This is a genomic window from Rhodoglobus sp. GW821-FHT12B09 (assembly GCF_058809925.1).
This window is the reverse complement of the sequence record NZ_JBXATB010000002.1, coordinates 214033-240538: the sequence shown is the minus strand read 5'-3', so window position 1 is coordinate 240538 and position 26506 is coordinate 214033. Positions and strand designations below refer to the sequence as shown.

26 protein-coding genes are annotated in these 26506 nt (G+C 71.0%); 18 read left to right on the top strand and 8 right to left on the bottom strand.

The window, feature by feature from the left end; all coding sequences use genetic code 11:
- Positions 1 to 2: 2 nt before the first annotated feature.
- From AC1RTC_RS05685 to AC1RTC_RS05675, 3 genes are read left to right on the top strand one after another with little or no spacing between them, the layout of a single operon-like run.
- On the top strand, positions 3 to 413 hold the full coding sequence (locus tag AC1RTC_RS05685; RefSeq protein ID WP_493154503.1) for a hypothetical protein: 411 nt from the start codon (positions 3 to 5) through the stop codon (positions 411 to 413).
- Complete coding sequence (locus AC1RTC_RS05680; RefSeq protein WP_493154502.1) at positions 413 to 1357, top strand: bifunctional riboflavin kinase/FAD synthetase; 945 nt, start codon at positions 413 to 415, stop codon at positions 1355 to 1357. Before AC1RTC_RS05685 ends, AC1RTC_RS05680 begins: the two co-directional genes overlap by 1 nt.
- Positions 1354 to 2568: an MFS transporter gene (locus AC1RTC_RS05675; RefSeq protein WP_493154501.1), complete on the top strand. Its 1215-nt coding sequence runs from the start codon at positions 1354 to 1356 to the stop codon at positions 2566 to 2568. The genes AC1RTC_RS05680 and AC1RTC_RS05675 overlap by 4 nt, the downstream gene beginning before the upstream one ends.
- 139 nt (positions 2569 to 2707) lie before the next feature.
- Here the strand turns inward: AC1RTC_RS05675 and AC1RTC_RS05670 are convergent, their stop codons facing one another.
- Entirely contained in the window at positions 2708 to 3652 is a 945-nt protein-coding gene (locus tag AC1RTC_RS05670; RefSeq protein ID WP_493154780.1) for an ROK family protein, read from the bottom strand.
- Positions 3649 to 4032, bottom strand: coding sequence for a hypothetical protein (locus AC1RTC_RS05665; protein ID WP_493154500.1), 384 nt, complete (start codon positions 4030 to 4032; stop codon positions 3649 to 3651). The genes AC1RTC_RS05670 and AC1RTC_RS05665 overlap by 4 nt, the downstream gene beginning before the upstream one ends.
- 38 nt (positions 4033 to 4070) lie before the next feature.
- Between AC1RTC_RS05665 and AC1RTC_RS05660 the strand changes: the two genes are divergently transcribed.
- From AC1RTC_RS05660 to AC1RTC_RS05630, 7 genes are all read left to right on the top strand, one after another.
- Entirely contained in the window at positions 4071 to 4556 is a 486-nt protein-coding gene (locus AC1RTC_RS05660; RefSeq protein WP_493154499.1) for an SRPBCC domain-containing protein, read from the top strand.
- 117 nt (positions 4557 to 4673) lie between these two features.
- Positions 4674 to 5633: a deoxyribose-phosphate aldolase gene (gene deoC / locus AC1RTC_RS05655; RefSeq protein WP_493154779.1), complete on the top strand. Its 960-nt coding sequence runs from the start codon at positions 4674 to 4676 to the stop codon at positions 5631 to 5633.
- 1 nt (position 5634) lies between these two features.
- A complete protein-coding gene (locus AC1RTC_RS05650; protein WP_493154498.1) occupies positions 5635 to 7143 on the top strand; it encodes an aldehyde dehydrogenase family protein in 1509 nt (502 codons plus the stop codon).
- Positions 7140 to 7997, top strand: coding sequence for an aldehyde dehydrogenase family protein (locus AC1RTC_RS05645; RefSeq protein WP_493154497.1), 858 nt, complete (start codon positions 7140 to 7142; stop codon positions 7995 to 7997). The genes AC1RTC_RS05650 and AC1RTC_RS05645 overlap by 4 nt, the downstream gene beginning before the upstream one ends.
- Before the next feature lie 47 nt (positions 7998 to 8044).
- Positions 8045 to 9532, top strand: a complete 1488-nt coding sequence (locus tag AC1RTC_RS05640; protein WP_493154496.1) for an SDR family oxidoreductase — start codon at positions 8045 to 8047, stop codon at positions 9530 to 9532.
- Positions 9533 to 9681: 149 nt separating this feature from the next.
- Positions 9682 to 10554 (top strand): ribokinase, encoded by an 873-nt coding sequence (locus AC1RTC_RS05635; RefSeq protein WP_493154495.1) that lies wholly within the window; start codon positions 9682 to 9684, stop codon positions 10552 to 10554.
- A 72-nt stretch (positions 10555 to 10626) separates the two neighbouring features.
- Positions 10627 to 11214 carry a GDSL-type esterase/lipase family protein gene (locus AC1RTC_RS05630; protein ID WP_493154494.1) on the top strand — a complete coding sequence of 196 codons (588 nt, stop codon included), beginning with the start codon at positions 10627 to 10629 and terminating at the stop codon, positions 11212 to 11214.
- 91 nt (positions 11215 to 11305) lie between these two features.
- On the opposite strand, the gene AC1RTC_RS05625 is transcribed toward AC1RTC_RS05630, so the two are convergent.
- A complete protein-coding gene (locus tag AC1RTC_RS05625; protein WP_493154493.1) occupies positions 11306 to 12637 on the bottom strand; it encodes a M20/M25/M40 family metallo-hydrolase in 1332 nt (443 codons plus the stop codon).
- Positions 12638 to 12680: 43 nt separating this feature from the next.
- On the opposite strand from AC1RTC_RS05625, the gene AC1RTC_RS05620 reads away from it, so the two are divergent.
- Positions 12681 to 14495 carry a DUF2207 domain-containing protein gene (locus AC1RTC_RS05620; protein WP_493154492.1) on the top strand — a complete coding sequence of 605 codons (1815 nt, stop codon included), beginning with the start codon at positions 12681 to 12683 and terminating at the stop codon, positions 14493 to 14495.
- A gap of 6 nt (positions 14496 to 14501) precedes the next feature.
- Here AC1RTC_RS05620 and AC1RTC_RS05615 read toward each other — a convergent pair whose 3' ends face one another.
- Both AC1RTC_RS05615 and AC1RTC_RS05610 read right to left on the bottom strand, forming a co-directional pair.
- On the bottom strand, positions 14502 to 14873 hold the full coding sequence (locus tag AC1RTC_RS05615) for a hypothetical protein (protein ID WP_493154491.1): 372 nt from the start codon (positions 14871 to 14873) through the stop codon (positions 14502 to 14504).
- A 9-nt stretch (positions 14874 to 14882) separates the two neighbouring features.
- On the bottom strand, positions 14883 to 15533 hold the full coding sequence (locus AC1RTC_RS05610) for a hypothetical protein (protein WP_493154490.1): 651 nt from the start codon (positions 15531 to 15533) through the stop codon (positions 14883 to 14885).
- 95 nt (positions 15534 to 15628) lie between these two features.
- On the opposite strand from AC1RTC_RS05610, the gene AC1RTC_RS05605 reads away from it, so the two are divergent.
- The 3 genes from AC1RTC_RS05605 (at position 15629) to AC1RTC_RS05595 (ending at position 19929) form a co-directional block, all read left to right on the top strand.
- Positions 15629 to 15982: a DUF6804 family protein gene (locus AC1RTC_RS05605; RefSeq protein WP_493154489.1), complete on the top strand. Its 354-nt coding sequence runs from the start codon at positions 15629 to 15631 to the stop codon at positions 15980 to 15982.
- 174 nt (positions 15983 to 16156) lie between these two features.
- Entirely contained in the window at positions 16157 to 18337 is a 2181-nt protein-coding gene (locus AC1RTC_RS05600; RefSeq protein ID WP_493154488.1) for a DEAD/DEAH box helicase, read from the top strand.
- Complete coding sequence (locus tag AC1RTC_RS05595) at positions 18334 to 19929, top strand: stealth family protein (protein WP_493154487.1); 1596 nt, start codon at positions 18334 to 18336, stop codon at positions 19927 to 19929. Before AC1RTC_RS05600 ends, AC1RTC_RS05595 begins: the two co-directional genes overlap by 4 nt.
- Here AC1RTC_RS05595 and AC1RTC_RS05590 read toward each other — a convergent pair.
- On the bottom strand, positions 19871 to 20827 hold the full coding sequence (locus tag AC1RTC_RS05590) for a phosphodiesterase (protein WP_493154486.1): 957 nt from the start codon (positions 20825 to 20827) through the stop codon (positions 19871 to 19873). The two genes, AC1RTC_RS05595 and AC1RTC_RS05590, sit on opposite strands and share 59 nt — an antisense overlap.
- A 109-nt stretch (positions 20828 to 20936) precedes the next feature.
- On the bottom strand, positions 20937 to 22292 hold the full coding sequence (locus AC1RTC_RS05585; protein WP_493154485.1) for a maltokinase N-terminal cap-like domain-containing protein: 1356 nt from the start codon (positions 22290 to 22292) through the stop codon (positions 20937 to 20939).
- A 127-nt stretch (positions 22293 to 22419) separates the two neighbouring features.
- Here AC1RTC_RS05585 and AC1RTC_RS05580 point away from each other — a divergent pair, with 127 nt between their 5' ends.
- Both AC1RTC_RS05580 and AC1RTC_RS05575 read left to right on the top strand, forming a co-directional pair.
- Positions 22420 to 23364 carry an alpha/beta hydrolase gene (locus AC1RTC_RS05580; protein ID WP_493154484.1) on the top strand — a complete coding sequence of 315 codons (945 nt, stop codon included), beginning with the start codon at positions 22420 to 22422 and terminating at the stop codon, positions 23362 to 23364.
- Between the two features lie 10 nt (positions 23365 to 23374).
- Positions 23375 to 24253 (top strand): alpha/beta fold hydrolase, encoded by an 879-nt coding sequence (locus AC1RTC_RS05575; protein WP_493154483.1) that lies wholly within the window; start codon positions 23375 to 23377, stop codon positions 24251 to 24253.
- 3 nt (positions 24254 to 24256) lie between these two features.
- Here AC1RTC_RS05575 and AC1RTC_RS05570 read toward each other — a convergent pair whose 3' ends face one another.
- The gene (locus AC1RTC_RS05570) at positions 24257 to 24997 is read right to left on the bottom strand and encodes a glycosyltransferase family 2 protein (protein ID WP_493154482.1); all 741 of its coding nucleotides are present in this window, start codon (positions 24995 to 24997) and stop codon (positions 24257 to 24259) included.
- Between the two features lie 68 nt (positions 24998 to 25065).
- On the opposite strand from AC1RTC_RS05570, the gene AC1RTC_RS05565 reads away from it, so the two are divergent.
- Both AC1RTC_RS05565 and AC1RTC_RS05560 read left to right on the top strand, forming a co-directional pair.
- Positions 25066 to 26214, top strand: a complete 1149-nt coding sequence (locus AC1RTC_RS05565) for an inorganic phosphate transporter (protein ID WP_493154481.1) — start codon at positions 25066 to 25068, stop codon at positions 26212 to 26214.
- Positions 26211 to 26420 carry a hypothetical protein gene (locus AC1RTC_RS05560; RefSeq protein WP_493154480.1) on the top strand — a complete coding sequence of 70 codons (210 nt, stop codon included), beginning with the start codon at positions 26211 to 26213 and terminating at the stop codon, positions 26418 to 26420. The genes AC1RTC_RS05565 and AC1RTC_RS05560 overlap by 4 nt, the downstream gene beginning before the upstream one ends.
- The last annotated feature ends 86 nt before the right edge of the window (positions 26421 to 26506 follow it).

Genomic DNA, 26506 nt, shown 5'->3' with positions numbered 1-26506 from the left:
CGATGTCCAACACAGCTCCCTCCCGCGCGGTCGGCGCCGGTCGCGTCCTCATCGCGGTGTACGCGATCCTCGCCCTTGCGGCGACCGCCCGCTCGGCGTACCAGATCGCGACGAAGTACTCCGACGCACCGGTGGCCTACACCCTCTCCGCGGTCGCGGGGGTCGTGTACATCGTCGCGACGGTCGCCCTCCTGCAGCGCAGCGGCACCTGGTACCGCGTCGCGTGGGCCACGCTCGCCTTCGAGCTCGCCGGTGTGCTCACCGTGGGGACGCTCAGCCTCGTCGACCCCGCCCTGTTCGCGCATCCCTCCGTGTGGTCCGCCTACGGCATGGGCTATCTCTTCATCCCGCTCGTCCTGCCCGTTCTCGGAATGATCTGGCTCTACCGGCGGCGCCCCTCGGCGGCGGCCTGATGCTCCGCTACTTCTCGGTCGACGAGGTTCCCGCCGACTTCGGGCCGAGCGCCATCACGATCGGCAAGTTCGACGGCGTGCACGCGGGCCACCGCGCCGTGATCGCGCGGCTCGAGGAGCTCGCAGCGGAGCGGGGCCTCGTCTCGACGGTGCTCACGTTCGACCGCAACCCGCTCAGTCTGCTCAAGCCCGCGGAGTGCCCGGCACCGCTCACCAGCAACGCCCAGAAGCTCGACCTGCTCGAGGGGACCGGGCTCGACGCAGCCCTCGTCGTCACCTTCGACCGGGAGTTCAGCGAGCGCCCGCCCGAGGACTTCGTCACGGGCATCCTCGTCGAGTCCCTGCACGCGCGCGTGGTGCTCGTCGGCCGCGACTTCAGGTTCGGCGTCCGGGGCAGCGGCAATGTCGACCTGCTGCGCACTCTCGGGGCGGAGCACGGCTTCGAGGTCGTGGTGATGGACGACGTCTCGCTCGAGGGCGACCGCAGGGTCTCCTCGACCTGGGTGCGCGAGCTGCTCGACGCCGGCGACGTGGAGGGGGCGGCCCGCCTCCTGGGCGCCGTGCCGACTATCCGCGCGGAGATCGTGCACGGCCTCGAGCGCGGCAGGACGCTCGGCTATCCGACCGCGAACTTCTCGCCCGTGGTGGAGGGATTCGTGCCCGCCGACGGCGTCTACGCGGCCTGGCTCACCGTGGACGGCGTGCGCTACCCGGCGGCGGTCTCCATCGGCAACAACCCGACCTTCGAGGGCGTGCCCGACAAGACTGTCGAGGCCCACGCGATCGACCAGGCCGGGCTCGACCTGTACGGCAGCACGGGCGAGCTGTCGTTCGTCGAGTACATCCGCGGCATGCGCAAGTTCTCGGGCCCGGACGCCCTGGCCGAGCAGATGGGCGCGGACGAGCTGCGCATCCGCGACGTGCTCGGGCTCGCCCGCCCGTGACCGCGGTCGCCGTGCGGCCCCCGTGGGCCGGGCGCGCCGCCGCCGTCATCGGCATCGTGCTGCTCGCCCTGAACCTGCGCACGGCGGTGGCGGTGCTGTCGCCGATCCTCTCCTACGTCTCGGGCGACATCCCGCTCGACAGCATCGGCATCGGCCTGCTCGGGATGCTCGCGCCCCTCGCCTTCGCCGCATCCGGCTTCCTCGCCCCTGTCGTCGCGCGGCGCATCGGACTCGAGCTCACGACAGTCCTCGCGTGCGCGGCCATGGTGGTCGGGCCGGTGCTGCGCGGCATCGCCCCGAACTACGGCGTGCTCGTGCTCGGCAGTGTGCTCGCGCTCGCGGGAATGGGCTTCGCGAACATCCTGCTGCCGCCCGTCATCAAGAAGTACTTCCCCGACCGTGTCGGCCTGCTCACCGGCACCTACGTCACCCTCATGTCGATCAGCGCCTCGGTGCCGCCGCTCATCGCCGCGCCGCTCGCGGAGTCGGCCGGGTGGCGCGTCACGATCGGCGCGTGGGCGGTGCTCGCCGTCGGTGCGCTGATCCCGTGGGTCATCGTGCTGCTGCAGCACCGCCGCTCCCTCGCCGAGGGAGTCGTCCCGGTGGTGTCGCAGGCGCTCCTCGGCCGGATGCCCCGGTCGCGGGTCGCCCGCGCGATCGCCCTCGCCTTCGCCATGACCGCTCTCAACGTCTACGCGCTCTTCGCCTGGCTGCCCGAGATCGTCATCGACACGGCGGGCGCCAGCCCGGCCCAGGCGGGCGCTCTGGTCGCCCTGTTCGGGATCATCGGACTGCCCGCCGGCCTCCTCGCCCCGGTGCTCGCGACCCGCGTGAAGAACATCGGGTGGGTGTTCGCCGCCGCCGTCGGGAGCTACGTCGCCGGCTACCTCGGGCTGCTCCTCGCGCCCGGCGCGGCTACCTGGCTGTGGGTGCTGCTCGTCGGCAGCGGCCCCATCGTCTTCCCGCTCTGCCTCGTCCTCATCAACCTGCGCACCCGCTCGCACGAGGGCTCGATCGCCCTGAGCGGGTTCGTGCAGGGCATCGCATACGCTCTCGGCGCTCTCGGCCCGCTGCTCATCGGGCTGCTGCACGACCTCACCGGAGGCTGGACCGTGCCGCTCGCGTTCCTGCTCGCAACGACACTGCTGACCCTGATCTCGGCCGCGATGCTCGCGAAGCCGGTCATGGTGGAGGACGAGCTCGGGCTCTAGCCGGGCTGTCGTGAGCCTCCCGGTCCTCCTGCTCCTACTCGGCGCGGAGCCTTCGACCCCATGCGGTGGTTTCGGCGGGCGCATGGTGTCGAAAGGTCCGCATGGGCGGAGCGGTGCGCGGCCCCGCGCGCCGGAGCCGCTAGGCGACGAAGTCGGCGCGGTGCACCAGGGCCGCGGCGCCGATGAGGGGGCCCTCGCCCGAGAGACCGGACGGGATCACCCGTACCTTCGCCACGAAGGGGAAGGCAGCGCGCTTCGCGATCGCCTCGCGCACGTAGTCCAGCAGGTCCGGCGCGACGTGGGAGAACCCGCCGCCCACGGCGACGACGTCGAGGTCGACGAGCGCGGTCGCCGAGGCGATGGCCTGCCCGATCGCCCGCGCCGAGCGGCGCACGGCCGTGATCGCGATCTCGTCCCCGGCCGCGTAACCGGCCGCCAGGTCTTCGCCGGTCTCGCCCACCCAGCCCTGGCTGCGCGCCCAGCGCACGGTGTTGGGGCCGGATGCCACGGCCTCCACGCACCCGGTGCCGCCGCACAGGCACGCCTCGTCGAAGCCGCCCACCTCCACGTGGCCGATGTGGCCCGCGTTGCCGGTCGGGCCCGCGATCGCCATGCCGCCGAGGATGAGCCCGCCGCCGATACCGGTGGAGACCACCATCCCCATCAGGTTGTCGACGCCCTGCCCGGCGCCGACCCAGTGCTCGGCGAGGGTGATGCACTCGCCGTCCATGCGCAGGACCGTGGGCACCTCCGCGCCGTGCAGCGACGCGACGAGTGCTGCGACGTGGTCCCGGAGCGGGAAGTCGCGCCAGCTCGGCAGGTTCAGCGGGGAGACGAGGCCGCGGTCGACCGTGATCGGGCCCGCGCTGCCGATTCCCACGCCGACGAGGTCCGAGCCGTCCGGAAGCGCTGCCAGGGCCTGCGAGACCACGGAGTCGGCGCTCGCGGCGAGCTGCTCGCTCGACGACGCGCGGCCCGTGGGGGCGCGGAACCTGCTCCCCGCCAGCACGGTGCCCGCCGTGTCCACGAGGGCCGCCTCGATCTTCGTGCCGCCGAGGTCGACGGCGAGGGCGAAGGCGGTCATGCTGTCGGGGCCGTCTGGCTCGCGAGCCACGTGAAGAAGTAGAACGCGGCGATCATCAGCACGAGGGCGCCCACCGGCCAGAAGAAGGTGAAGCGCTTCTGGATGATCCGCACGATCGTCATGCCGAGCGCGATGCAGAACGCGAGCACCGTCACGATGAGCAGTCCGTAGGTCGCGATACCGAGCACGGTGCCGTTGCACTGGACGCCGGCGTACGGTCCCGCACCGCACTCGAGCGCGAAGCCGGAGAACTGGCCGCCGTAGTAGATGGACGCGAGGCCGAAGACCAGGGCGAACACGAGGGCCGCGGCGGAGACGATCAGGTCGACGACCACAGCGGGAATGCTGCGGCGGCGCGCGGGGGTTGCGGGAGAACTCACTCGGACAGCTTAGGGGCGCGCGAAAGTACAGTGGGGGAATGGGCGTACTGGAACTGGCATTCACGCGCGACCTCGAGTTCTCCCCGGTGATCGTGTGGGATGCGCTTCTCGACTCCGACCTCGTCTCCGGCTGGCTCGCGGAGGCCGTGATCACCCCCGTGGCGGGCGGGGAGTACAACCTGCGGTGGCTGAACCGGGTCGGGCAGCCCGAGTCTCTCGGCCGCATCACCGCACTGCAGGCGCTCGACCGCCTCCACGTCGACACCACCACGATGGGCCTCCTGCGCTTCGAGCTCGACGAGGTGCCCGGCGGGAGCCGCGGCACGAGCACCCGGCTCGTGGTGCGGGTCGATCTCGAGATCGAGCCCGCGTTCGCCCCGCGCGTCATCGCCGACTGGATGACCGCACTCGATCAGCTCGACGAGCTGCTGCACGGGCATCCCGTCGACTGGGCGAACTGGGAGCGCGACCGGCACGAAGCGTGGACTGAGTACCTCGACGCTGCTGCCAACTCTGCCGGATAGCGGGTCTCTCGCGACGGCCCTCAGTAGAGTGGGTGGGTGAACACGAACACCCTACGGCGTGTGTCAGAAGAGCCGCGACCGCCCGCCCTGGCTCCGGCCCAGCGCGCGACGGACCTCATCGGTGCAGACCTCACCGAGAAGAGCCTCAAGCTCCACCTGGAAGGGCTCCCCGGCGTCGATGCCGTGGGGCTCGAGCAGCGGGCGGCGGGCCTCGGCACCCGCTCGATCAAGACGACCTCCAAGGCGTGGGCGCTCGACACCATCATCAAGCTCATCGACCTCACCACCCTCGAGGGCGCCGACACCCCCGGGAAGGTCCGGTCGCTCGTCGCCAAGGCGGTGAACCCCGACCCGTCGGACCCGGGCACCCCGCGGGTCGCGGCTGTCTGCGTGTACGGGGACATGGTGCCGGCCGCCGTCGAGGCGCTCGGCTCCTCGTGGTCGAACGGCAAGGACGACGGCATCAACGTGGCCGCCGTCGCCACCGCGTTCCCGAGCGGCCGGGCATCGCTGCCGGTCAAGCTCGCCGACACCGCCGACGCGGTGGCGAACGGCGCGGACGAGATCGACATGGTCATCGACCGCGGCGCGTTCCTCGCCGGCAAGTACGGCCTCGTGTTCGACCAGATCGTCGCGGTCAAGGAGGCGTGCCGCCGCGAGGACGGCACCTACGCCCACCTCAAGGTGATCCTCGAGACGGGCGAGCTCAACACCTACGACAACGTGCGCAAGGCGTCGTGGCTCGCCATCCTCGCGGGCGGCGACTTCATCAAGACCTCCACCGGAAAGGTCGCCCCCGCGGCGACCCTGCCGGTGACGCTGCTCATGCTCGAGGTCGTGCGCGACTGGCACAAGCTCACGGGCGAGCGCATCGGCGTGAAGCCGGCGGGCGGCATCCGCTCCTCGAAGGACGCCATCAAGTACCTCGTGACGGTCGCCGAGACCGTGGGTGAGGAGTGGCTGCAGCCGCACCTGTTCCGCTTCGGCGCCTCCTCGCTGCTCAACGACGTGCTGCTGCAGCGCCAGAAACTCACCACCGGCCGGTACTCCGGCCCCGACTACGTGACGATTGACTGAGATGACCGAAGTAGCCAAGACCTCCCGATTCCTGGATTACGCTCCCGCCCCGGAGTCCACCAGCATCCTGCACCTGCAGAAGAGCTACGGGCTCTTCATCGACGGAGCCTTCGTGAAGGGGCACGGCAAGTCGTTCCAGACGATCTCGCCGTCAACCGAGAAGACGATCGCCGAGATCGCGAACGCCAACGCTAAGGACGTCGACACCGCTGTCGCCGCCGCCCGCCGGGCCTACGACCGCACGTGGAGCAGGCTCTCCGGCGCCGACCGCGGCAAGTACCTGTTCCGCATCGCGCGCCTGGTGCAGGAGCGCGCCCGCGAGCTGGCCGTCGCGGAGAGCCTCGACAACGGCAAGCCCATCAAGGAGAGCCGGGATGTCGACGTCCCGCTCGTCGCCGCGTGGTTCTTCTACTACGCCGGCTGGGCCGACAAGCTCGACTACGCGGGCCTCGGACCGAGCCCGCGCGCCCTCGGCGTCGCCGCCCAGGTGATCCCGTGGAACTTCCCGCTGCTCATGCTCGCGTGGAAGGTGGCCCCGGCGCTCGCCGCGGGCAACACGGTCGTCATCAAGCCCGCCGAGACCACGCCGCTCAGCGCGCTGATCTTCGCGGAGATCCTCCAGCAGGCCGAGCTGCCCGACGGCGTCGTGAACATCATCACGGGCGCGGGTGACACGGGCGAGGCCCTCGTCAACCACCCCGACGTCAACAAGGTCGCCTTCACGGGATCCACGGCAGTCGGCCGCGCGATCGCGAAGTCGGTCGCGGGCACCGGCAAGAAGGTGACGCTCGAGCTCGGCGGCAAGGCCGCGAACATCGTGTTCGACGACGCCCCCATCGACCAGGCGGTCGAGGGCATCGTCAACGGCATCTTCTTCAACCAGGGCCACGTGTGCTGCGCCGGTTCGCGACTGCTCGTGCAGGAGAGCATCCACGAGGAGGTCGTCGACCGCCTCAAGACGCGCCTCTCGACTCTGCGCCTGGGTGACCCGCTGGACAAGAACACCGATATCGGCGCGATCAACTCCCGCGAGCAGCTCGAGCGCATCCGCGAGCTGAGCGACATCGGCGAGCGGGAGGGCGCGGACCGCTGGACGGCGGACTGCGTCATCCCGGATAAGGGCTTCTGGTTCGCCCCGACCATCTTCGACAACGTGTCGACGTCGTCCACCATCGCGCGCGAGGAGGTCTTCGGGCCGGTGCTGTCGGTGCTGACGTTCCGCACCCCCGCCGAGGCGATCGCCAAGGCGAACAACACGCCCTACGGGCTCTCCGCGGGCATCTGGAGCGACAAGGGGTCGAAGATCCTCGCGGTCGCCGACCAGCTGCGCGCCGGCGTGATCTGGGCCAATACGTTCAACAGGTTCGACCCGGCGAGCCCCTTCGGCGGCTACAAGGAGTCGGGCTACGGGCGCGAGGGCGGCCGCCACGGCCTTGCCGCCTACCTCGAGAGCTCAGGCTGGTCGAGTAGCGCACCAGCGCGTATCGAGGCCAAAGGAGGCCGCAAGTGACCCGCCTAGCAGTCCCCAAGACCTACAAGCTCTACATCGGCGGGAAGTTCCCGCGCAGCGAGAGCGGCCGCACCTACGAGGTGCTCTCGAAGAAGGGCGAGTTCCTCGCGAACGCGTCGCTGGCGAGCCGCAAGGATGCCCGTGACGCCGTCGTGGCGGCCCGTGCGGCCCTCCCCGGCTGGTCGGGAGCCACCGGGTACAACCGCGGCCAGGTGCTCTACCGCATCGCCGAGCTGCTCGAGGGCCGCCGCGAGCAGTTCGTGGAGGAGCTCGTGGGCAGCGAGGGCCTGACGAAGGCCGCCGCTGCCAAGCAGGTGGACACCGCCATCGACGCCTGGGTCTGGTACGCCGGCTGGGCCGACAAGTACGTGCAGGTCGCGGGCAACGGCAACCCCGTGAGCGGGCCGTACTTCAACCTCTCGACCCCCGAGCCCACCGGGGTGGTCGCGATCATCGCGCCGCAGGACGGGGACTCCCTGCTGGGCCTCGTGGCGGTCGTCGCACCGGCGATCCTCACCGGCAACACGGTCGTGGTCGTGGCGTCGGAGGCGGCGCCGCTGGCGGCGATCAGCCTCTCCGAGGTGCTCGCGACGAGCGACGTCCCCGGCGGCGTCGTCAACATCCTCACCGGCTCGCCGAAGGAGATCGCGCCCTGGCTCGCCGGCCACGCCGACGTCAACGCGATCGACCTCGCCGGCGCCGAGAACCTCGACTGGGTTGACCTCCAGGTCATTGCCGCCGACACGCTCAAGCGCGTGATCGCGCCGGTGGCGGGCGCGCCCGCGCCGTCGCTCGAGCGGATTGTGGCGTTCACCGAGACGAAGACGGTCTGGCACACCAAGTCGCTGATCTGACTGTCAAGGCCCCCTGGGTGCGCATGCCTCCCGCGTAGCGTTGGGCCATGCGCATCCTCGTCACCGGCTCCACCGGCTACATCGGCGGGCGCCTCGCGCCCCGGCTCGCGGAGGCAGGCCACGACCTGCGGGTGATCGTGCGCGACCCGGTCAAACTGCGGGACGCGCCCTGGGCGTCCGGTGTCGAGGTCGTCACCGGCGACCTCACGGATGCCGCGGCCGTCGCGACGGCGGTCGAGGGCATCGACGTCGTCTACTACCTCGTGCACGCGATGGGCGCCAAGGGCGACTTCGAGCGCGCGGAGCTCACGGCGGCCCGGAACGTCGCGTCCGCCGCGGCGGCGGCCGGCGTCAAGCGGATCGTGTACCTCGGCGGGCTGCATCCCGATGTCCCTGTCGACCGGCTCAGCCGCCACCTGCGCAGCCGTGAGCTCGTCGGGCGCGCTCTGCTCGAGTCCGGGGTGCCGACCGCCGCCTTCCAGGCCGGGGTGGTCATCGGCTCGGGCTCCGCCTCGTTCGAGATGATCCGGCACCTCACCGACGTGCTGCCGTACATGCCGGCACCGAAGTGGGTGCGCAACTTCATCCAGCCGATCGCGGTGCGCGACGTGCTGTACTACCTGGCCTCGGCGGTGGACCTGCCGGCCGACGTGAACCGCACGTTCGACATCGGCGGGCCCGACGTGCTGCGCTACGGCCAGATGATGAACGGCTACGCCGTCGAGGCCGGGCTGCACCAGCGCCCGATCGCCTCGCTGCCGGTGCTCACGCCCTGGCTCGCGTCGCAGTGGGTGAACCTGGTGACGCCCATCCCGCGAGCGCTCGCGGTGCCGATCATCGAGTCGCTCCAGTTCGACTGCGTCGCCTCCGAGCACGACATCGCCCAGTACATCCCGGACCCGGAGGGCGGCCTCACGGGCTACCGCAAGGCCGTGCGGCTCGCCCTCGCGAAGATGCGCGACGGAGAGGTGGAGACGAGCTGGCAGAACTCCTCGATCGCGGGGGCGCCGAGCAACCTCATCCCGAGCGACCCGGACTGGACGGGCCACACGGTGTTCACCGACGTGCGCGAGGTGCACTCGGCGGCGCCCGTGGAGCGGCTCTGGGCGGTCGTCGAGGGCATCGGAGGGGAGAACGGCTGGTACTCGTTCCCGCTCGCGTGGGCCCTGCGCGGCTGGGCCGACAAGGTCGTCGGCGGCGTCGGACTGCGCCGCGGCCGCCGCAATGCCTCGCGCCTCGCCGTGGGGGAGGCCCTCGACTTCTGGCGGGTGGAGACCCTGGAGCGCGGCCACCTGCTGCGCCTGCGCGCCGAGATGAAGGTGCCGGGCCTCGCCTGGCTCGAGATGACGACGACAGCGGACCCGGCGGGCGGCAGCACCTACCACCAGCGGGCCGTGTTCTTCCCGACCGGCCTGGCCGGGCGGCTCTACTGGTACGCGATCCTGCCGTTCCACGGCGTCATCTTCAAGGGCATGGCGAACCGCATCACGCAGGCGGCGGTGGGCAGGACCGAGCACGCCCGCACTGCGGCCTGAGCCCGCCGCCTCCCGCCTGCCGCCCCCGGCCGCCAGCGCCACCGAGAGTGCAGTTTGACGCAGTGGTGCGGCTGTCCCACTGCGTCGAACTGCACTCTCGGCTATCGGGAAGGCGGCAGCCGGGCCCCCGCGACCGGTACCGTGAACGTGTGCCAGCAGCAGCGTCAGTAGTCATCGTCGGAAGCGCCAACGTCGACCAGGTGTTCAGGGTCACAGCGATCCCGGCACCGGGCGAGACTGTCCTCTCGCACGGCCTCTCGATCGCGCTCGGCGGCAAGGGCCAGAACCAGGCCGTCGCCGCCGCCCGCGCGGGAGCCGCGACGGCGTTCATCGGCGCCATCGGCGACGACGCGTTCGGAGCCTCGATCCGCGAGGGGCTCGCGGCCGACGGCATCGCGACCGACGGACTGCGCCAGGCCGACGCCCCCACGGGGACGGCGCTCATCGCCGTCGACGACTCCGGCGAGAACACGATCATCGTCGAGGCCGGTGCCAACGCGCTTCTCGAACTTCGCGCACGGGATGCCGCGGCCATCGCCGAGGCGGACGTCCTGGTGCTCCAGCTCGAGATCCCCCTGGCCACCGTCACGGCCGCTGCCCGAGCCGCGCGAGCAGCGGAGACGCGCGTTCTGCTCAATGCTGCGCCGATCCGGGACCTCCCGGCGGAGCTGCTCGAGAACGTCGACATCCTCGTCGTCAACGAGCACGAGGGCGCCTTCCTCGCGCGGGGCGCTGCGGTGGAGACGCTCGCGCCGGTCGTGATCGTGACGCTCGGGGCCGCGGGCGCCGTCGCCCACGAGAACGGCGGCGAGGTGCGCGTGCCGGCGCCCACGGTGTCCGCTGTCGACGCCACCGGAGCCGGTGACACGTTCTGCGGGGCACTCGCCGCCCTGCTCGCCGAGGGCGCTGCCCTTGACCGCGCGCTGCGGTTCGCGGTGGCCGCGGCATCCCTGTCGGTGCAGAAGCCCGGCGCCGTGCCCTCGATACCGACGCGGTCGGAGATCGACAGCGCGGTGGCGTAGCCAGCAGCGGCGACGATGCCCCAAGCTCGGCCCCGGCTGGCAACCGGCGCGGGATGGGCGCATGATGGAGAGGTGAGTGACGACAGCACGATCGAAACCCGCTCGAGCATCGCCTTCGTCGGCGACAGCATTACTGCCCACGGGAACTGGGAGAGTTGGTTCCCGGACCGCGAGACGCACAACCTCGGGGTGGGCGGCAACACCACGGACGACCTCATCGAGCGCATCGACGAGGTGGTCGACCTGCATCCGGATGCCGTCGCCCTCCTCGTGGGGACCAACGACCTCGGGCAGCGCAAGTCGGTCGAGCACCTGGTGCGCAATATCGAGTACCTGCTCGTGACACTGCGCCGGGGACTGCCCGGCACGCGCATGCTCGTGCAGTCGATCATGCCGCGCGGGGCCGAGTTCGCCGATCGCGTGCAGGATGCCAATCGCCACCTGCGCCAGTTCGCGCCGAGCGTGAACGCGCAGTACCTCGACCTGTGGCCGGCGCTGGCACTCGGCACGAACGAGATCTCGCCGGAGTTCTCCGACGACAAGCTGCACCTCACGGCGGCCGGCTACGAGGCGTGGCTCTCCGAGCTGCGACCGGCGCTCGAGCGCCTCGACGAGGCACCGCCGATGTCCCGGCCGATCAGCATCATCCGGGAGCAGTAGGCAGGTTGAGTGGGGCGCTCTAGCGCTCGTATCGAAACCCCTCGCAGGGCCAGCGGTTTCGATACGGCCGCGGGCGGCCTACTCAACCCGCTCACAGCGCCGCCACCAGGGACTTGTAGAACTCCACTCCGCGCAGGAACGTGGCGACGTGCATCCGCTCGTTCTTGGCGTGCAGGGTGTCGCGCTCCTCCTTCGACATCTCGAACGGCGAGAACCGGTAGACGGCGCGGGAGATGCGGGTGAAGTGCCGGCTGTCGGTCGCGCCGTTCTGCACGTAGGGCGTGACGATCGTGCCGGGGTAGACCGCCTCGACGGTAGAGCGCAGGACCTCCCAGCCGATCCCGGAGAGCAGCGAGGTCGGCGGCGCCGGGGTGCCGTGCACGAGCTCCACCCGCACCTGGTCGTCGCCGATCGACTTCTCCACGTGCGACACGACCTGCTCGATCGACATGCCGACGGCGATCCGCACGTTCACGTTGGCCTCGGCCCGCTCGGCGAGGGCGTTGGGGGCCTGGCCGGCGGTGAGCACCGTGACGGCCTGCGTGGTGCGCACCATCGCGTTGAGCTCGTTGCCCGACCGAGCCATCACCCGCAGCAGCAGTCCGCGCGTGAGGCCGATGTGGCGGAAGGCCCAGCCGATCCGCCCGGTCGCGTGGTCGCCGAGCGTGCGGAACATCTCGATGGCGGTATCGCTGAACCGTGCGGGGAACGGGCGCTCGTTGAGCCGCACAATGGCCTTCGCGAGCCGGACCGTGGCGGTGGTCCTCGGCGGGGTGGACGCGTGCCCGCCCTGCTCCTCGACGACGAGCCGGAGGTCGGCCTGCCCCTTCTCGGTGACGCCGACGACCGCGACGGGGGAGTCGACGCTCGGGAACACGCCCTCGACGACGGCACCGCCCTCGTCGAGCACGAGCGCGGGCCGGATGCCGCGGCTCTCGAGCAGGTCGACGACGGCCGGGGCCGCATTGCCCGCCGACTCCTCGTTGTGCGTGAACACCAGGTAGATGTCCTGCCGGGGCACGAGGCCCGCGGTCAGCTGGAACTCGACCGCCTCGAGCATGCTCGCGACCGAGCCCTTGTTGTCGAGCGTCCCGCGGCCCCAGATGAGCTCGTCGGCGCCCCGGCCGCTGAGCTCGGCGGCGAACGGCGGGTGCTTCCACCCGAAGTCGGTGGCGGGCACGACGTCGTAGTGCGCCATGAGCACGGCGGGCTCGGCGTCCGAGCGGCCCGGCCAGCGGAACACGAGGGAGTGCCCGGCCACCACGTCGCGGTCGAGGCGCGCGTGCACCTGCGGGTAGAGCTCGGCGAGGGTCGCGATGAAGGTGTCGAACTGCGCCCAGTCGATGAGCGACTCGTCCGGGTACGAGATCGTGGGAATGCGCACGAGCGCCTGGAACCTCGCCACGGCGGCCTTGGGAGTCATGCTTCGACTCTACCCAGCGCATCCACCCGCTAGTTTTGAGCGCATGAAGCGCCTTGCCCCGTTCGCAGCAGCAGTCGCCCTCGCCTCCCTGCCCCTCCTCGGGGTCGCCGCGCCCGCCTCGGCAGCCAGCGCGGCCTCGTGCGACCAGGGCGACGACGCGGACTTCTCGTTCGAGAGCTACGACGCCGACTTCTACCTCGACGTGGACGAGAACGGCCGCTCGACGCTCACGACCGTCGAGACCTTCGTGGCGCAGTTCCCCGACATCGACCAGAACCAGGGCATGCGCCGGGCGATCCCGCTCGAGTACCAGGGGGCGCCGACGGATGTCGAGGTGCAGTCGGTGACGGACGGGGAGGGGAATCCGCGCCCGTTCGAGACCGAGAACGACGACGACAACGAGTTCCTGCTTGTCACGAGCCGGGCCGACGAGTGCGTGCACGGCGCCCAGACCTACGTCTTCACCTACACGCAGCACAACGTGACGCGGTACTTCGCCAACACCGACGACGACGAGTTCTACTGGGACACGAACGGCACGGGATTCGACCAGCCGTTCGGCTCGGCGACGGCGCGGGTGCACGTGCCCGAGTCGCTGGCGGGAGCTCTGACGGGAGAGACGGCGTGCTACCGCGGCACCGAGGGCGAGCAGCAGTCCTGCGACCTGGCCACGACGGACGAGGACGGCGGCACTGTCTTCACCAGCTCGGTGCAGCAGCTCGCGCCGCGGGAGAACGTCACGGTCTCCATCGGGTTCGCCCCGCACACCTTCGTGCCGCGGGACGACTCGTTCTTCGGTTCGCCGCTGTCGTTCCTGCAGCTGATCGCGGCGGCGGGCGGCGTGATCGCCGCAGGCTGGGCGGTGGTGCTGCGCCGCACCGCGCTGGCGGACGGGCGCGGCAGGCCCACGATCATCGCCGAGTACTCGCCGCCGAAGGGGATGGACCCGTTCACCGCCTCGGTGCTGCTCAAGAAGACCGGCCGGGGTGCGGCCGCTGCCTTCGTCGACCTCGCGGTGAACCGGCGGATCAGGATCGTCGAGAAGCCGAAGGAGGGCTTCCTCGCGCGCGGGAGCACCTACCTGCTCGAGCTCGTCGACCCCGCGGGGCTGGAGGGTCCCGAGCTGAGCCTCGCCCGGTCGCTGTTCGGCCACGAGCTGAAGCCCGCCACCGGTTACCTCATGAGCGGCAAGGACACCGTGCTCAGTGAGAAGGTGCGCGGCATCATCAAGAGCGCCACGACCGCTGCTACGACGGACGGACTGCGGAAGAAGGGGCAGGCCAAGCTCGCGGCGCTGCCCACCCTCCTCGTGATCCTCTCTGGCGTGGCCAGCTTCGTGGCCGGGGTGAGCCTGCTCGACGGCGCGGTCGGCGGCATCGTGCCGGGCATCCTGCTCGGAGTGTCGGTGCTCGCTGCGCTCCTCGTGTTCGGGCTCCTCTCCCGCACGCCCCTCACCGACAAGGGCGCCGAGCTGCGCGACCACCTCGAGGGGCTGGAGCTCTACATCCGGCTCGCCGAAGCCGACCGGCTGCAGATGCTCCAGAGTCCGACGGGCGCGGAGAAGCAGGCGGACAACGTCGTCAAGGTCTACGAGAAGCTGCTGCCCTACGCGGTGCTGTTCAACCTCGAGAAGGAGTGGGCGGTCGAGCTCGGCAAGTACTACGTCGACCAGGCTCCGGACTACTACTCGGGCTCGGGGGCGTTCAATGCCGGGCTCTTCGCCGCGAGCATCGGGTCGCTCTCGTCCACCGCGGCGGCGTCCTACTCGGGCAGCTCGTCGAGCAGCTCGAGCGGGGGCTCCGGCGGCGGCGGGTCGTCGGGCGGCGGCGGTGGCGGCGGTGGAGGCGGTGGCGTCTAGCCGGCGCTAGGCCGCCATCACGAGGTAGCCCACGATCAGGGCGGCCGTCATGAGGATGACGCCCCACAGCGGCGCGGGCCAGCTGCGGCGCCCCGCGATCACGCGCACGAGGTAGATGAGCGTGGTGATGACGACGACGATCCCGGAGCCGAACAGGGCGATGCCGTAGCCCGCCTCGAGCTGGTCGATCTTGGCGGGGCTGTCGGCGCCGGCGGCGGCTCCAGCAGTGAACAGGGCGAAGATCGCCATCAGCCCGATCGCGAGCTCGGCCACGAGGATCACGAGCCCGACGAGGGCGTCGAGCCCGCGCTCGGGGCCCTCCAGCTTGCCGCGGGGGGCCATGCGAACCGCGCCCGGGTAGTTCGAGTTCAGCGTCATGCTGCCAGCCTAAGCCCCGTCCTTCACGGGTCCGGCGGCCCAGTCGACAACGACGTCGTTGGGCCCGGCGCCCAGCCTGGCGTGCAGCTTGGAGCCCGGGTACACCAGCGGCAGCGCGCTCGCCGGCACGGCGTTGCCCACCTGGATCTGGTACGGCGTGTCGACTCCGGTCGCGATGGTGAGGGTGAGCGCGTGCACGGGGTCGCCCTTGGCGCTCGTCATCCCGAGCGCCTGGTCGGCGACGAGCACGACGGTGATCGGCTTGCCGGTGGCGAGGATCTCCGCGGCGCTGCCCGGGCCGGTCGACTCCGGGAGGGTGACCTCCGGCGGCTCGCTCGCGAAGTCGATGGCGACGCGGGAGTGGTCGGCCGGGTCCACGCGCACGGCGAGGTAGACGCCGGGCCGGCTCAGCTGCGGGATCAGCACCTCCTGCACGCGCTGGGTGATCTGCACATCCCACGGCGGCGTGCGGTCCATGAGCACGCGCACCACGAATGTGCAGTTGCGCTCGACCAGGCCGTTCATCACCTGGATGGTCGTGCCAGAGGGGGTCATGCCGAGCAGTTCGCCGCGCGCGAGGGTGCCGGTGGCGAGGAGCTCCTCGTCGACCCCTCCCGTCAGCTTGCGGAATCCCTGCGCGATGTCGTCGAAGAAGCCCATAGCGAAACCCTTTCGCGGAAAGTGCCACGGTCGAGGCACAGCGTAGCCGGGGCCGGGCGCGCGCGGTAGGCCGGGGGCCTCCGTAGACTGTCCCGGTGAGCAGCGCCCGTTATCCCACCCGCTCCCGGCGCACGGCGCTCATTCCCGCCCTGCTCGCCGTCGTAGCCCTGCTCGTCGGGGTCGCGCTCATCGAGAGCGACGGCTTCATCGTCATCCGCTACGTCGTGTCGATATTCGCCCTCATCGTGGCCGTGTTCGCCTGGCAGGCGCGGCAGTGGTGGTGGATCATCGGCCTCGCGCCGATCGCCGTGCTGTGGAATCCGGTATTCCCGATCGACCTCGGGATGCCCGACCTCTGGCTCGGGCTTCAGTACGTCGCCGCGCTCGTGTTCATCGCGTCGGGCATTCTCATCAAGGTGACTGAGAAAGACTCCGCAACGCGGCGCTGACGCCGCGTTGTCGGCGGTTTGCGCGTACACTGTGGGTAACACCCGCAGAGCCCACCAGTTGCATCGCGACTGGGTCTGGGACGGCGCAGATACATGCGCTCTCTGTTGGTCTGTCTTCCCGGTACTCGCCGGAAGGCTTCCCCGCATCCGCAGCAACAGCAAGTGAGAGCATCCTTGACACCTTCGGGACAGACCGAGTCCGGCCAGCGCCGTCGCCAGCGATCGGGCAACAGCGGCGGCAGCGGCTCGTCGCAGCAGCGCCGCCGCGTGCGGCCAGGCGACGACGTCGGAGTCATCCCCGTCCTGGCCCGCGCCGCGCGCGAGGTCGAGACCGCCGTGCAGAAGGGGCCGCTCAAGCCGTCCAACCGTGCGCGCTTCCAGGTCGCAGCCCTCCTGCTGCGCGAGGAGCGCGCCCGGGTCAAGGCCGACAAGTCCCTCACCGACTCCGAGCGGGCCAACGAGCAGAAGCGGCTGGACGGGCTCGCGGGCATCCTCGCGAAGACCGCCGCGCGCGACACGAGCCTCATCGCGATGCTCGCCGATGACGCGCCCGTGACCGCGGCCGCCAAGGCCCTCCGCCGCGACCTGCTGATCGCCGCGGGCGTCGAGCTCAGCCCCGACGAGCTCATCATAACCACCGAGCCCAAGCCCGTGGACAAGCAGGTCGAGAAGCAGGTGGTGCCGGCATCCGTGCGCCAGATGCAGATGTCGAACCCGTTCCTCGCGCCCGACTTCAGCGGCATGCAGGCGGTGCCCGCCAAGGTCAACCGCCTTGCCAACTGGGAGCTCATCGAGCCGCTGTTCCGCTCGTTCGAGTACGGCGCCGGCGGCGGCGCCGCGACGATGGACCTCCCGGAGGCCACCACGCTGCGCACGCGCGGCAACCTCGAGATGATGCGCCACCAGGCGCGCTTCGTCGAGGAGGTCCGCAAGGGCCACCGCACCTTCCTGCTGGCCGACGAGCCCGGGCTCGGCAAGACCGCGCAGTCCCTGCTCGCGGCCGAGGCCTCGAACTCCTACCCGCTGCTCGTCGTCGTGCCCAACGTCGTCAAGACGAACTGGGCGCGGGAGGTCGAGCTGTGGACGCCGGGCCGCACCGCGACAGTCGTGCACGGCGACGGCAAGGACGTCGACGCGTTCAGCGACGTCGTGATCGTGAACTACGAGATCCTCGACCGGCACGTCGGCTGGCTCGGGCGCTTCGGGTTCAAGGGCATGGTCGTCGACGAGGCGCACTTCATCAAGAACCTCAAGTCCGAGCGCTCGAAGCACGTGCTCGCGCTCTCGAAGAGCATCCGCGCCACCTCGCCGCGGGCGCTCATGATGGCCCTGACCGGCACCCCGCTGATCAACTCCATCGAGGACTTCCGTGCGATCTGGCAGTTCCTGGGCTGGATCGACGACAAGAAGCCGCTGCCCCAGCTCATGGAGAAGCTCGAGGACACCGGCCTCACTCCCGCCGACTTCGGCTTCTTCGCCGAGGCCCGTCGCGCGGTCGTCGACATGGGCATCGTGCGCCGCAAGAAGGTGGACGTCGCGGCAGACATCCCTGCCCGCCGCGTCGCCGACATCCCCGTCGAGCTCGACGACGACCTGGGCCGCTCGATCCGCGCCGCCGAGGCCGCGCTCACCGCGCGGCTCGTCGACCGGTTCAACCGCGTCCGCGAGATCAAGCCCGACGCGACCGACGACGAGATCATCCGCGTCGTCGCGCACGCCGAGCTCGAGGAGTCGAAGGGCGCCACGACCGGCGAGAACGTCTTCACCATGGTGCGCCGCATCGGCCAGGCCAAGGCGACTCTCGCTGCCGACTACACGGCCCAGCTCGCCCGCTCCGTCGGGAAGGTCGTCTTCTTCGCCAAGCACATCGATGTGATGGACGTCGCGGAGGAGCACTTCGCGAAGGCCGGGCTCAAGTCCGTCTCGATCCGCGGCGACCAGAGCACGAAGGCCCGCCAGCTCGCGATCGACTCCTTCGCCGAGGACCCCGAGGTCTCGATCGTCGTCGCGTCGCTCACCGCGGCCGGCGTCGGCCTCAACCTGCAGGCCGCGTCGAACGTCGTGCTCGCCGAGCTCAGCTGGACGAGCGCCGAGCAGACGCAGGCCATCGACCGCGTGCACCGCATCGGCCAGGAGCTGCCCGTCACTGCCTGGCGCATCATCGCCGCGCACACCATCGACGCGCGCATCGCCGAGCTCATCGACAGCAAGGCCGGCCTCGCCGCCCGCGCGCTCGACGGCTCCGATGTCGAGGTGGCCGCGGAGTCGAACATCCAGCTCGAGGCCCTGTCGAGCCTCCTGCGGGACGCCATCAGCCAGCGCAGCGCGAGCGGTTCGCGCGGCGAGAGCGCGTGACTCCCGACCTGACGATCCTGGGCCGGGCTCATCCGCGCCTGAACGCCCGCACCGACGTGACCCTGCGGAAGGGCCGCTTCACCCTCGTGAACGACGCGCTGTCGCCACGGGATGCCACGGCCGCCGACCTCGTCGCGATCCACGACGCCCTCGACGCGCACGGCGTGGAGCACCTGCTCGTGCGCCGCGACGACGACCGCCCGGTCATCGCCGTGGACCGGGCGCGCGCCCGCGACACCGCCGCCGCCCTCGCGGCCGAATTCGCGGTCGAGCCGTTCTACGCCCGCGCGGGCTCCGCGACCGAGGTGCTCATCGCGGACGGCGCCCTTCCCGGCGGCCGCGTGCTCAAGCTGTACCGCCCCCGTGCGAGCCGCGCCGGCAAGCTGCGCTACGGACCGGACGGCGCGGTGCGCCTCGAGTTCTGGGACTTCGGCGCCGAGACCATCACGGCCCCGGCCGAGAACGCCCTCATGCGGCGCGTGCTGCCGCGCGCGGAGGCGATCGACGCGGCCGTCGAGCTCCACGGCCGCACCTGGCGCACCCTCGGCGGCATGTTCGACGTGCTCGCGAGCGACGTGACATTCGACATCGACATCGTGTTCTCGTGGGTGGACGGCACGTCCTCCGAGTTCCAGCGCGCCCGCGCCCAGCGCATGGAGGCGTACGTGGTGGGGGAGGGCGACGACTCCGAGGCGCGCTACCGCCAGATCGACGAGCTCAAGTACGCGCTGCGCAGCGTGTACCTGTACGCCCCGTGGATCCGCCGGATCTTCATCGTGACCGATTCGCCGGCGCCGGCGTGGCTCGCCGACCACCCGGCCGTCACCATAGTGCGCAGCGAGGAGTTCTTCAGCGACCCGGAGGCCCTGCCCACGCACAACTCGCACGCCGTGGAGAGCCAGCTGCACAAGATCGAGGGGTTGAGCGAGCACTTCCTCTACTCGAACGACGACATGTTCTTCGGGCGCCCGGTGCGGCCGGAGATGTTCTTCTCGCCGGGCGGCATCACGAAGTTCATCGAGGCGCAGACCCGCATCGGGCTGGGCGAGCCGGACTCGGCGCGCAGCGGTTTCGAGAACGCCGCCCGCGTCAACCGTGCGCTGCTGCGCGAGCGCTTCGGCCGCGTGACCACCCGGCACTTGGAGCACGCCGCGACGCCGCTGCGCCGCAGTGTCCTGGCCGCACTGGAGGCCGAGTTCCCCGAGGACTTCGCCCGCACGGCTCGCAGCGCGTTCCGGTCCGCGACAGACGTGTCGGTCACGAACTCGCTCTACCACTACTACGCGCTCATGACCGGGCGCGCTGTCGTGCAGACCCAGGCATCCGTGCGCTACATCGAGACGACCCTCGCGACGGCGCCCGCCGAGATGGACCGCCTGCTCAAACGGCGCGACTACGACTTCTTCTGCCTCAACGACGGCAGCCAGCCGGAGATCTCGGTGGCGCGCCGCACCAAGACCGTGCGCGCGTTCCTCGAGCGCTACTTCAGCGTCGCAGCACCCTGGGAGACCGGGCCTGGTTCGCCTGCGAAGCTCACCTCTGAACAGGCAGTGGCATCGTCATCGGCGGCTCGGGCGCTACCGGCGAGTTGACGCGGTCCGCGATGCGGATTCCCGAGGCGGCGAGCCTGCGGGCGGTCTCCTCCGCGTCGACGTAGTCGAGCACGCCGTACTGCCCCACGGGCACCACGGAGTGCAGCACGGTGGTGCCGTACACGTGCACCAGGTTGAACGCCCGTGCGCCGTCGCGGCCGCGCGTGCCTCCGACCGGCACGTTGAGGTCCTGCGTGTAGCAGGTCGCCGACGCGACGGACACGGGGATGCCCGCGAAGGTGCCGGTCGAGCTGTAGTGCAGGTGGCCCGCGATGATGCTGCGCACGTCAGAGCCGAGGAGCACCTCGGCGAGCCCGGACTGGTCGCGCAGCTCGACGGCGACGGCGAGGTCGAGCACGCTCGGCAGGGGCGGGTGGTGCATGGCGAGGATCGTGCCGTGCGGAGCCCTGGTCGACAGCTCCTCGGCGAGCCAGTCGAGCTGCTCGCCGGTGACCTCGCCGTAGTGGTGGCCGGGCACGGTGGAGTCGAGGGTGATGATGCGCAGCCCGTTGATGTCGTAGACCCGGTCGACGGGGCGCGTGCTCGCCTGCTCGGCGAGGAGCTGGCTGCGGAACGCTCCGCGGTCGTCGTGGTTGCCCATCACCCAGATCACCCGGGCGCCGAGCCTCGCGGCCACGGGCTCCACCAGGCGGCGCAGTCGGTCGTAGGCGTCGGGCTCGCCGCGGTCCGCGAGGTCGCCCGTGACGATGATCGCCTCCGGGCGGCCGCGGGAGCCCTCGAGCTCCGCGAGCAGCTCCCGCAGGTGAGTCTCGGCGTCCACGGTGCCGTACAGCCTGCTGCCGCCCGCGAGCAGGTGGGTGTCGCTCAGGTGCAGGAGGAAGTGGTCCGGCCGGGCGTATTCGGAAGTGCGAGTCTCGAGTTCCACGAGGGCTGCCATTCGGGTTGGATGAGTCGATGCAAACGCACCAACTGTAGTGAAGTGGACCAGCAATCGGCCGGTTACCCCGGGAAGTCTCCGGCGATTCCCGGTTTTCGCCAGCTGCTGTTCATCCCACGTTCAGGCGCGCCGAGAGCCGCCGCAGGGCCGCCACCGGGATCTCGAGCCAGCTCGGGCGGTTTCGCGCCTCGTAGACGGTCTCGTAGAGCGCCTTGTCGACCTCGAACGCGTCGACCACGGCGCGGTTCTCCCGCAGGTCGCAGCCGGAGGCCTCGCTGTACCCCTCGGAGAACGCCGCACGGGCGGTAGCCGCCCACTCGGGGCCGCCCGCGATGCCGGAGACCGCGAGCGATCCGGCCACGTAGTCGAAGGAGCGGAGCATCCCGGCCACGTCGCGCAGCGGGCTGTCCAGCCGGTTGCGCTCGCGCATCGGGCGCAGCGGCTCGCCTTCGAAGTCGACCAGCACCCAGCCGCGGCCGGACACCTTGAGCACCTGGCCGAGGTGCAGGTCGCCGTGGATGCGCTGCTGGGCCGGCCACGCCGCCGTCGCCGCGTGGGCGAAGACCTCGCGCAGGGCCGGGCCGTACTCCGCGAGCGCGGGGACCTCGGCGACCGCAGCGGCCAGGCGGCCGTGCATGAGGCCGACCACCGCCTGGATCTCGGCGGGGGAGGCCGTTGCCGTGGGCATGCTCGCGGCCAGCGTGGCATGGACGCCCGCGGTCGCGATCCCGAGCTCGCGCGCCTCGCGGGAGAAGTCGGTGCCGGCCTCGGCCGCGGCGAGCGCGACGCGCCAGGCGTCCTCGACGCCGGGCAGGAACTCCTGCGCGAACGCGAGGTGGCCCTTCGCCCGTCCGCTCGCCTCCCCGCGGTCGTTCCACTCTGCGACGATGTGGCCTACCGGGTGCGGCACCGCGTCCGACCCCGCGAGCGCGAGCGCGGTCTGCAGCACGACGTCGGGGTTCTCACCGTCGTGGAGGGCGCGGAACAGCTTCACGATGAGCGGGGTCGCGCCCGCCGCCTCGTAGATGATCGAGGTGTTGGACTGCTCACCGGTCAGCACCCGCGAGGCGAGGCCGTCGGCCACCGTTCCGGCGGTGTGCTGCCCGATCGCCCAGGTGCGGTCGCCGGTCGTCTCGGCGCCGTCCGCGATGAAGCGGATCAGCGCGGTGGTGAACGCGGGGTCGTGGGGGCCGTCGTAGACATACGCGCCGTCCAGCCTGCCGACAAGCGCCGTCGACTGCGGCAGCGGCTGCTCCCGGTAGGTGAGCGGCACCTGGTACAGCGCGGGCTTGCCCACCGTGTGGTCGAGCAGGAGGTGGGTCACGACCTGCACCCCGGGCTCGGCACTCGCATAGGTCCACGAGCCGATCTCCTCGAGGACAGGCTCGGCCCCCTTGTTGGCGAACCAGCGCTGCCGGGTCATCCACGGCGCGAGAAAGCCGAGGGACGCCTGCGGTGCGGTCATTCTCCAGAGTAGCCACGCGGCGGCCTCCACGGTCAAGCCCCGGGCGCGGCATTGCGCAAACGGCGCCTTCATGCAACAGGCACCGTGCGCTCAGGCAACGCTAGGGGTCGCGGCCTATCGTGGCCGCATGCCGCTGCCGACCCTTCCGCTCTCGCGGGTTCCCGTCTGGGCGTGGCGCGCTCTCATGGCGCACCTCGCGCCGGGGGAGCTCCGCCGGTTCAGCGCGGACCCCATCGGCACGATCGACTACACCTTCGACATCGACTACGTCGGCGACGGGATGCGCGAGCACCGGCTCGACGTGCTGCGCCCGGTCGACGCTCCCGGCCCCCTGCCCGTGTACGTGTACTTCCACGGCGGCGGCTGGACCTCGGGCGACAAGGCGCCCCTCACCCGCTACTGCGCGAGCCAAGCCCACGGCATGGTGGTCGTGAACGTCAACTACCGCCGCGCCCCGCGGTTCCAGATGGAGCACATGCTCCGGGATGCCAACCAGGCGCTCGCGTGGGTGCGCGAGCACGCCCGGGAGATCGGCGGCGACGAGCACAGCATCGTCCTCGGCGGGGACTCGGCGGGCGGGCAGATCTCCGCCCTGCTCGCGGCCGCGATGAGCAGGCCGGAGCTCGCGGAGCACTACTCCCTCGCCCCCGCCGTGCCGGCGCGGAGCATCCGGGGCCTCGTCCAGCACTGCAGCGTCTCCGACTTCTCGGTGATCTTCGAGAAGGGGTTCGTCCTGGGTCTGGGCTTCGTGCGGATGCTCCTGCCGGGGCGCGGCCGCGGGCAGCACCTGGAGCACGCAGCGCGCTTCCTCTCGCCGATCGAGTGGATCGACCGCACCTACCCGCCGGTGCTCGTGACCACCTCGCGCCGCGACTACCTGTACCGCGCCAACCTCAACTTCATCGCCGCGCTGCGCGAGCACGGGGTGGGCGTGGAGACCCTCGTCGACGACGAGGCGCTGCACACCTGGCAGCAGGACAGCCGGCATCCCGCGTCGGCCGAGGTGTACCGGCGCCTGCAGCAGTTCGTGGGCAGGGTCACATCGCGAAAACTGGTGCCGGTCCAGGCGTAATATCTTCCGGGTGACAGCCCCCAGCCCCGACGAAGCCTCACTCGCGGTCGCCCTGGACGAGGCGATTCCGGACATCGACTGGACAGTTCCGCCCGAGGGCGCCGAGCGCGGGTGGATCGACGCGCCGAGCGGACGCCTCGCCACCCTGGTGATGGGCGAGCCGGGGCATCCCCGGGTCGTTCTCGTGCCGGGCGTCACGGGGTCGAAGGAGGACTTCGTGCTCATGCTGCCGCTGCTCGTCGCGGAGGGCTACCGCGTGGAGAGCTACGACATGGCGGGTCAGTACGAGTCGGCGACGGCGGGGCCGCCCCAGGGGGAGCACTACGACCACAGGCTGTTCGTGCGCGACCTGCTCTTCGTGCTGGGCGAGGAGCCCGCGCACGTTCTCGGGTACTCGTTCGCCGGCACTGTCGCGCAGCTCGCGTTCGTGGCGCGGCCCGACCTGTTCCTGAGCCTCACCCTCCTCAGCGCGCCGCCCCAGCCGGGGCAGGGGTTCCGCGGGGTGAAGCGCCTCGGCAAGCTCACCGGCCTCACCACCGGCCGCATCGGGGCTGCCCTGATGATCTGGGGTGTGCGGAACAACTTCACGCACGTGCCGCCGAAGCGCCTCGAATTCGTGCGGCACCGCTTCGCGCTCACGCGCCGGTCGAGCGTGGCCGACATCATTTCGCTCATGAAGCGCGCACCGGATGTGCGCGCGGAGCTTGCGGCGGCGGGCATCCCGAAGCTCGTCGCGGTCGGAGAGCACGACCTGTGGCCGCTCTCGCTGCACGCGGCGCTCGCCGAGGCGATCGGCGCGCGCATCGCGGTCTACCGCACCGGCCACAGCCCGTGCGAGACGGCGCCGCACCAGCTCGTGCGCGACATGGTGGCGCTGTACCGCAGCTGACCGCTAGCGGTTCGCCCGGTCGTAGCGCACCTGCTCGCGCCGGCGGTCGAGCAGGGAGCGCTCGCGCCAGTTGAGGCCGAGTGTGCCGAACGCCCAGTCGATGCGGCGCTGGAAGCCCGCGAAGCTCGCGAACGGCCGCGCCGAGACGCCCACCCGAAGGGTCTTGTCGAACCGCACCCGCTGGTCGGGGAGGACGTGGATGGCGAGATCCAGGTCGTCGTGGATGGTGCGCAGCTCCCGGTGGACCGTACCGCGGATGCGCTTCCAGTCGGCGGCCCGCATCGCGAGGTTCGAGCCGAAGAGCGGGGGATGCCCGAGCAGCAGCCCCACGAACCACACGTAGCCCCCGATGTACAGCGTCTCCGCGAGCCAGTGCACCAGCCGCGTGGACCCGTAGAAGTCTCCTGGCCCGCTGAGGAACGCGAGCCGCGGGTCCGCCTCGAACGCGGCCTCGAGCCGGGCCACCCAGTCGGACGGCGGGAGCGAGTCGGCGTCGAGCCGCGCGATGATCTCGCCGAGGGCGGCGTCGAAGCCGGCGGAGGTGGCGGGGAAGATGCCCCTCAGCGGCTCGGCGACCACGCGCGCGCCGGCCGCGCGGGCGACCGCCGCCGTGTCGTCCGTGCTGCCGTTGTCGACGACCACCACCTCGTCGGGCTGCCGCGTCTGGGCGGCGAGCGCAAGGAGGCAGCGCGCGAGCATGGGGGAGTCGTTGAGCGCCGGGACAACGACGGAGATGGTGGCCATGAGGGCTACAGCCTAGCCATCCCGCGGGCGGTGGCGGCGAAGGCCGTCGAGGTGCAAGACTCTCAGCGGTGGACATCTCGCTCGTTGTCGTGCTGGTGATCGCGCTGGCTCTCTTCTTCGACTTCACGAACGGGTTCCACGACACCGCGAACGCCATGGCCACGCCCATCGCGACCGGTGCTCTCAAGCCCAAGGTCGCCGTGGCGATCGCGGCGGTCCTCAACCTCGTCGGCGCGTTCCTCTCCACGGAGGTGGCCAAGACGATCAGCGGCGGGCTCATCCGCGAGGGCGACGGCGGTGTGCAGATCACGCCGGTGCTGATCCTGGCAGGCCTCATCGGGGCGATCGTGTGGAACCTCGTGACCTGGCTCCTCGGCCTGCCGTCCTCCTCCAGCCACGCGCTGTTCGGCGGCCTCATCGGCGCCGTCGCCGTGGGCGTGGGGTTCGGAGCGATCGACGGCGCGGTGCTCGTCTCGAAGATCCTCATCCCCGCCGTGCTCGCGCCTTTCACTGCGGGTCTCGTGTCGTTCGTCGCGACCAAGATCGCCTACGGCGTCACGAGGAAGCGGGAGCGCGACGGCTTCAAGCGCGGCCAGATCTTCACCTCATCGCTCGTCTCGCTGGCGCACGGGACCAATGACGCGCAGAAGACCATGGGCGTCATCACTCTCACGCTGATCGCCGCGGGCATGCAGCCCTCCGGCACCGGGCCCGAGCTGTGGGTGATCGCGGCCTGCGCGCTCGCGATCGCGATCGGCACCTACTCGGGCGGCTGGCGGATCATCAAGACGCTGGGCCGCGACATCACCGACGTCGAGCCCGCGCAGGGCTTCGCCGCCGAGGCCGCCACCACGGCCACGATCCTCGCCTCGACCCACCTGGGCTTCGCGCTGTCCACGACCCAGGTCGCCTCCGGCTCCGTCATCGGCACCGGCGTGGGCCGCAAGGGCGCCTCGGTGCGCTGGCGCACGGCCGGCCGCATCGCCCTCGGCTGGCTCATCACCATCCCCGCCGCGGGCATCGTGGGCGCGGCTGCCGCGTTCATCGCCGGGTTCGGGCTGTGGGGCGTCATCATCGACGTGCTCCTGGCGATCGGCGCCATCCTCACGATCTTCCTGCGGTCGCGCCGCACCAAGGTCGACCACCGCCACTTCCACGCTCCCGAACCGGGCGTGTTCGTGCGGCCGAAGAAGCGCAAGAAGGCGGGTGCCCGGTGATCGACTGGTCGACGTTCCCGCTGGTTGTCGGGGTCGCCCTCGTGGCCGCCTGCGTCCTCGTGACCCTGTTCTCCCTCGCGCTGCGGGTGGGCGACGGCACCGAGTCATGGCGCCGCCCGGCATCCGTCGCCCTGTTCGTCCTCTGCGGGCTCGTCGTCGCCTTCGGGATCTACCTCATCGTTCCCGCCCTTCACGCCTTCGGCTAAAGGCGGGCAGCCTGACCTAGGCTTGTCGCGTCACATCAAAGGAGATACGACATGGAAACCACGCCACAAGCGTCGACCCACACCCT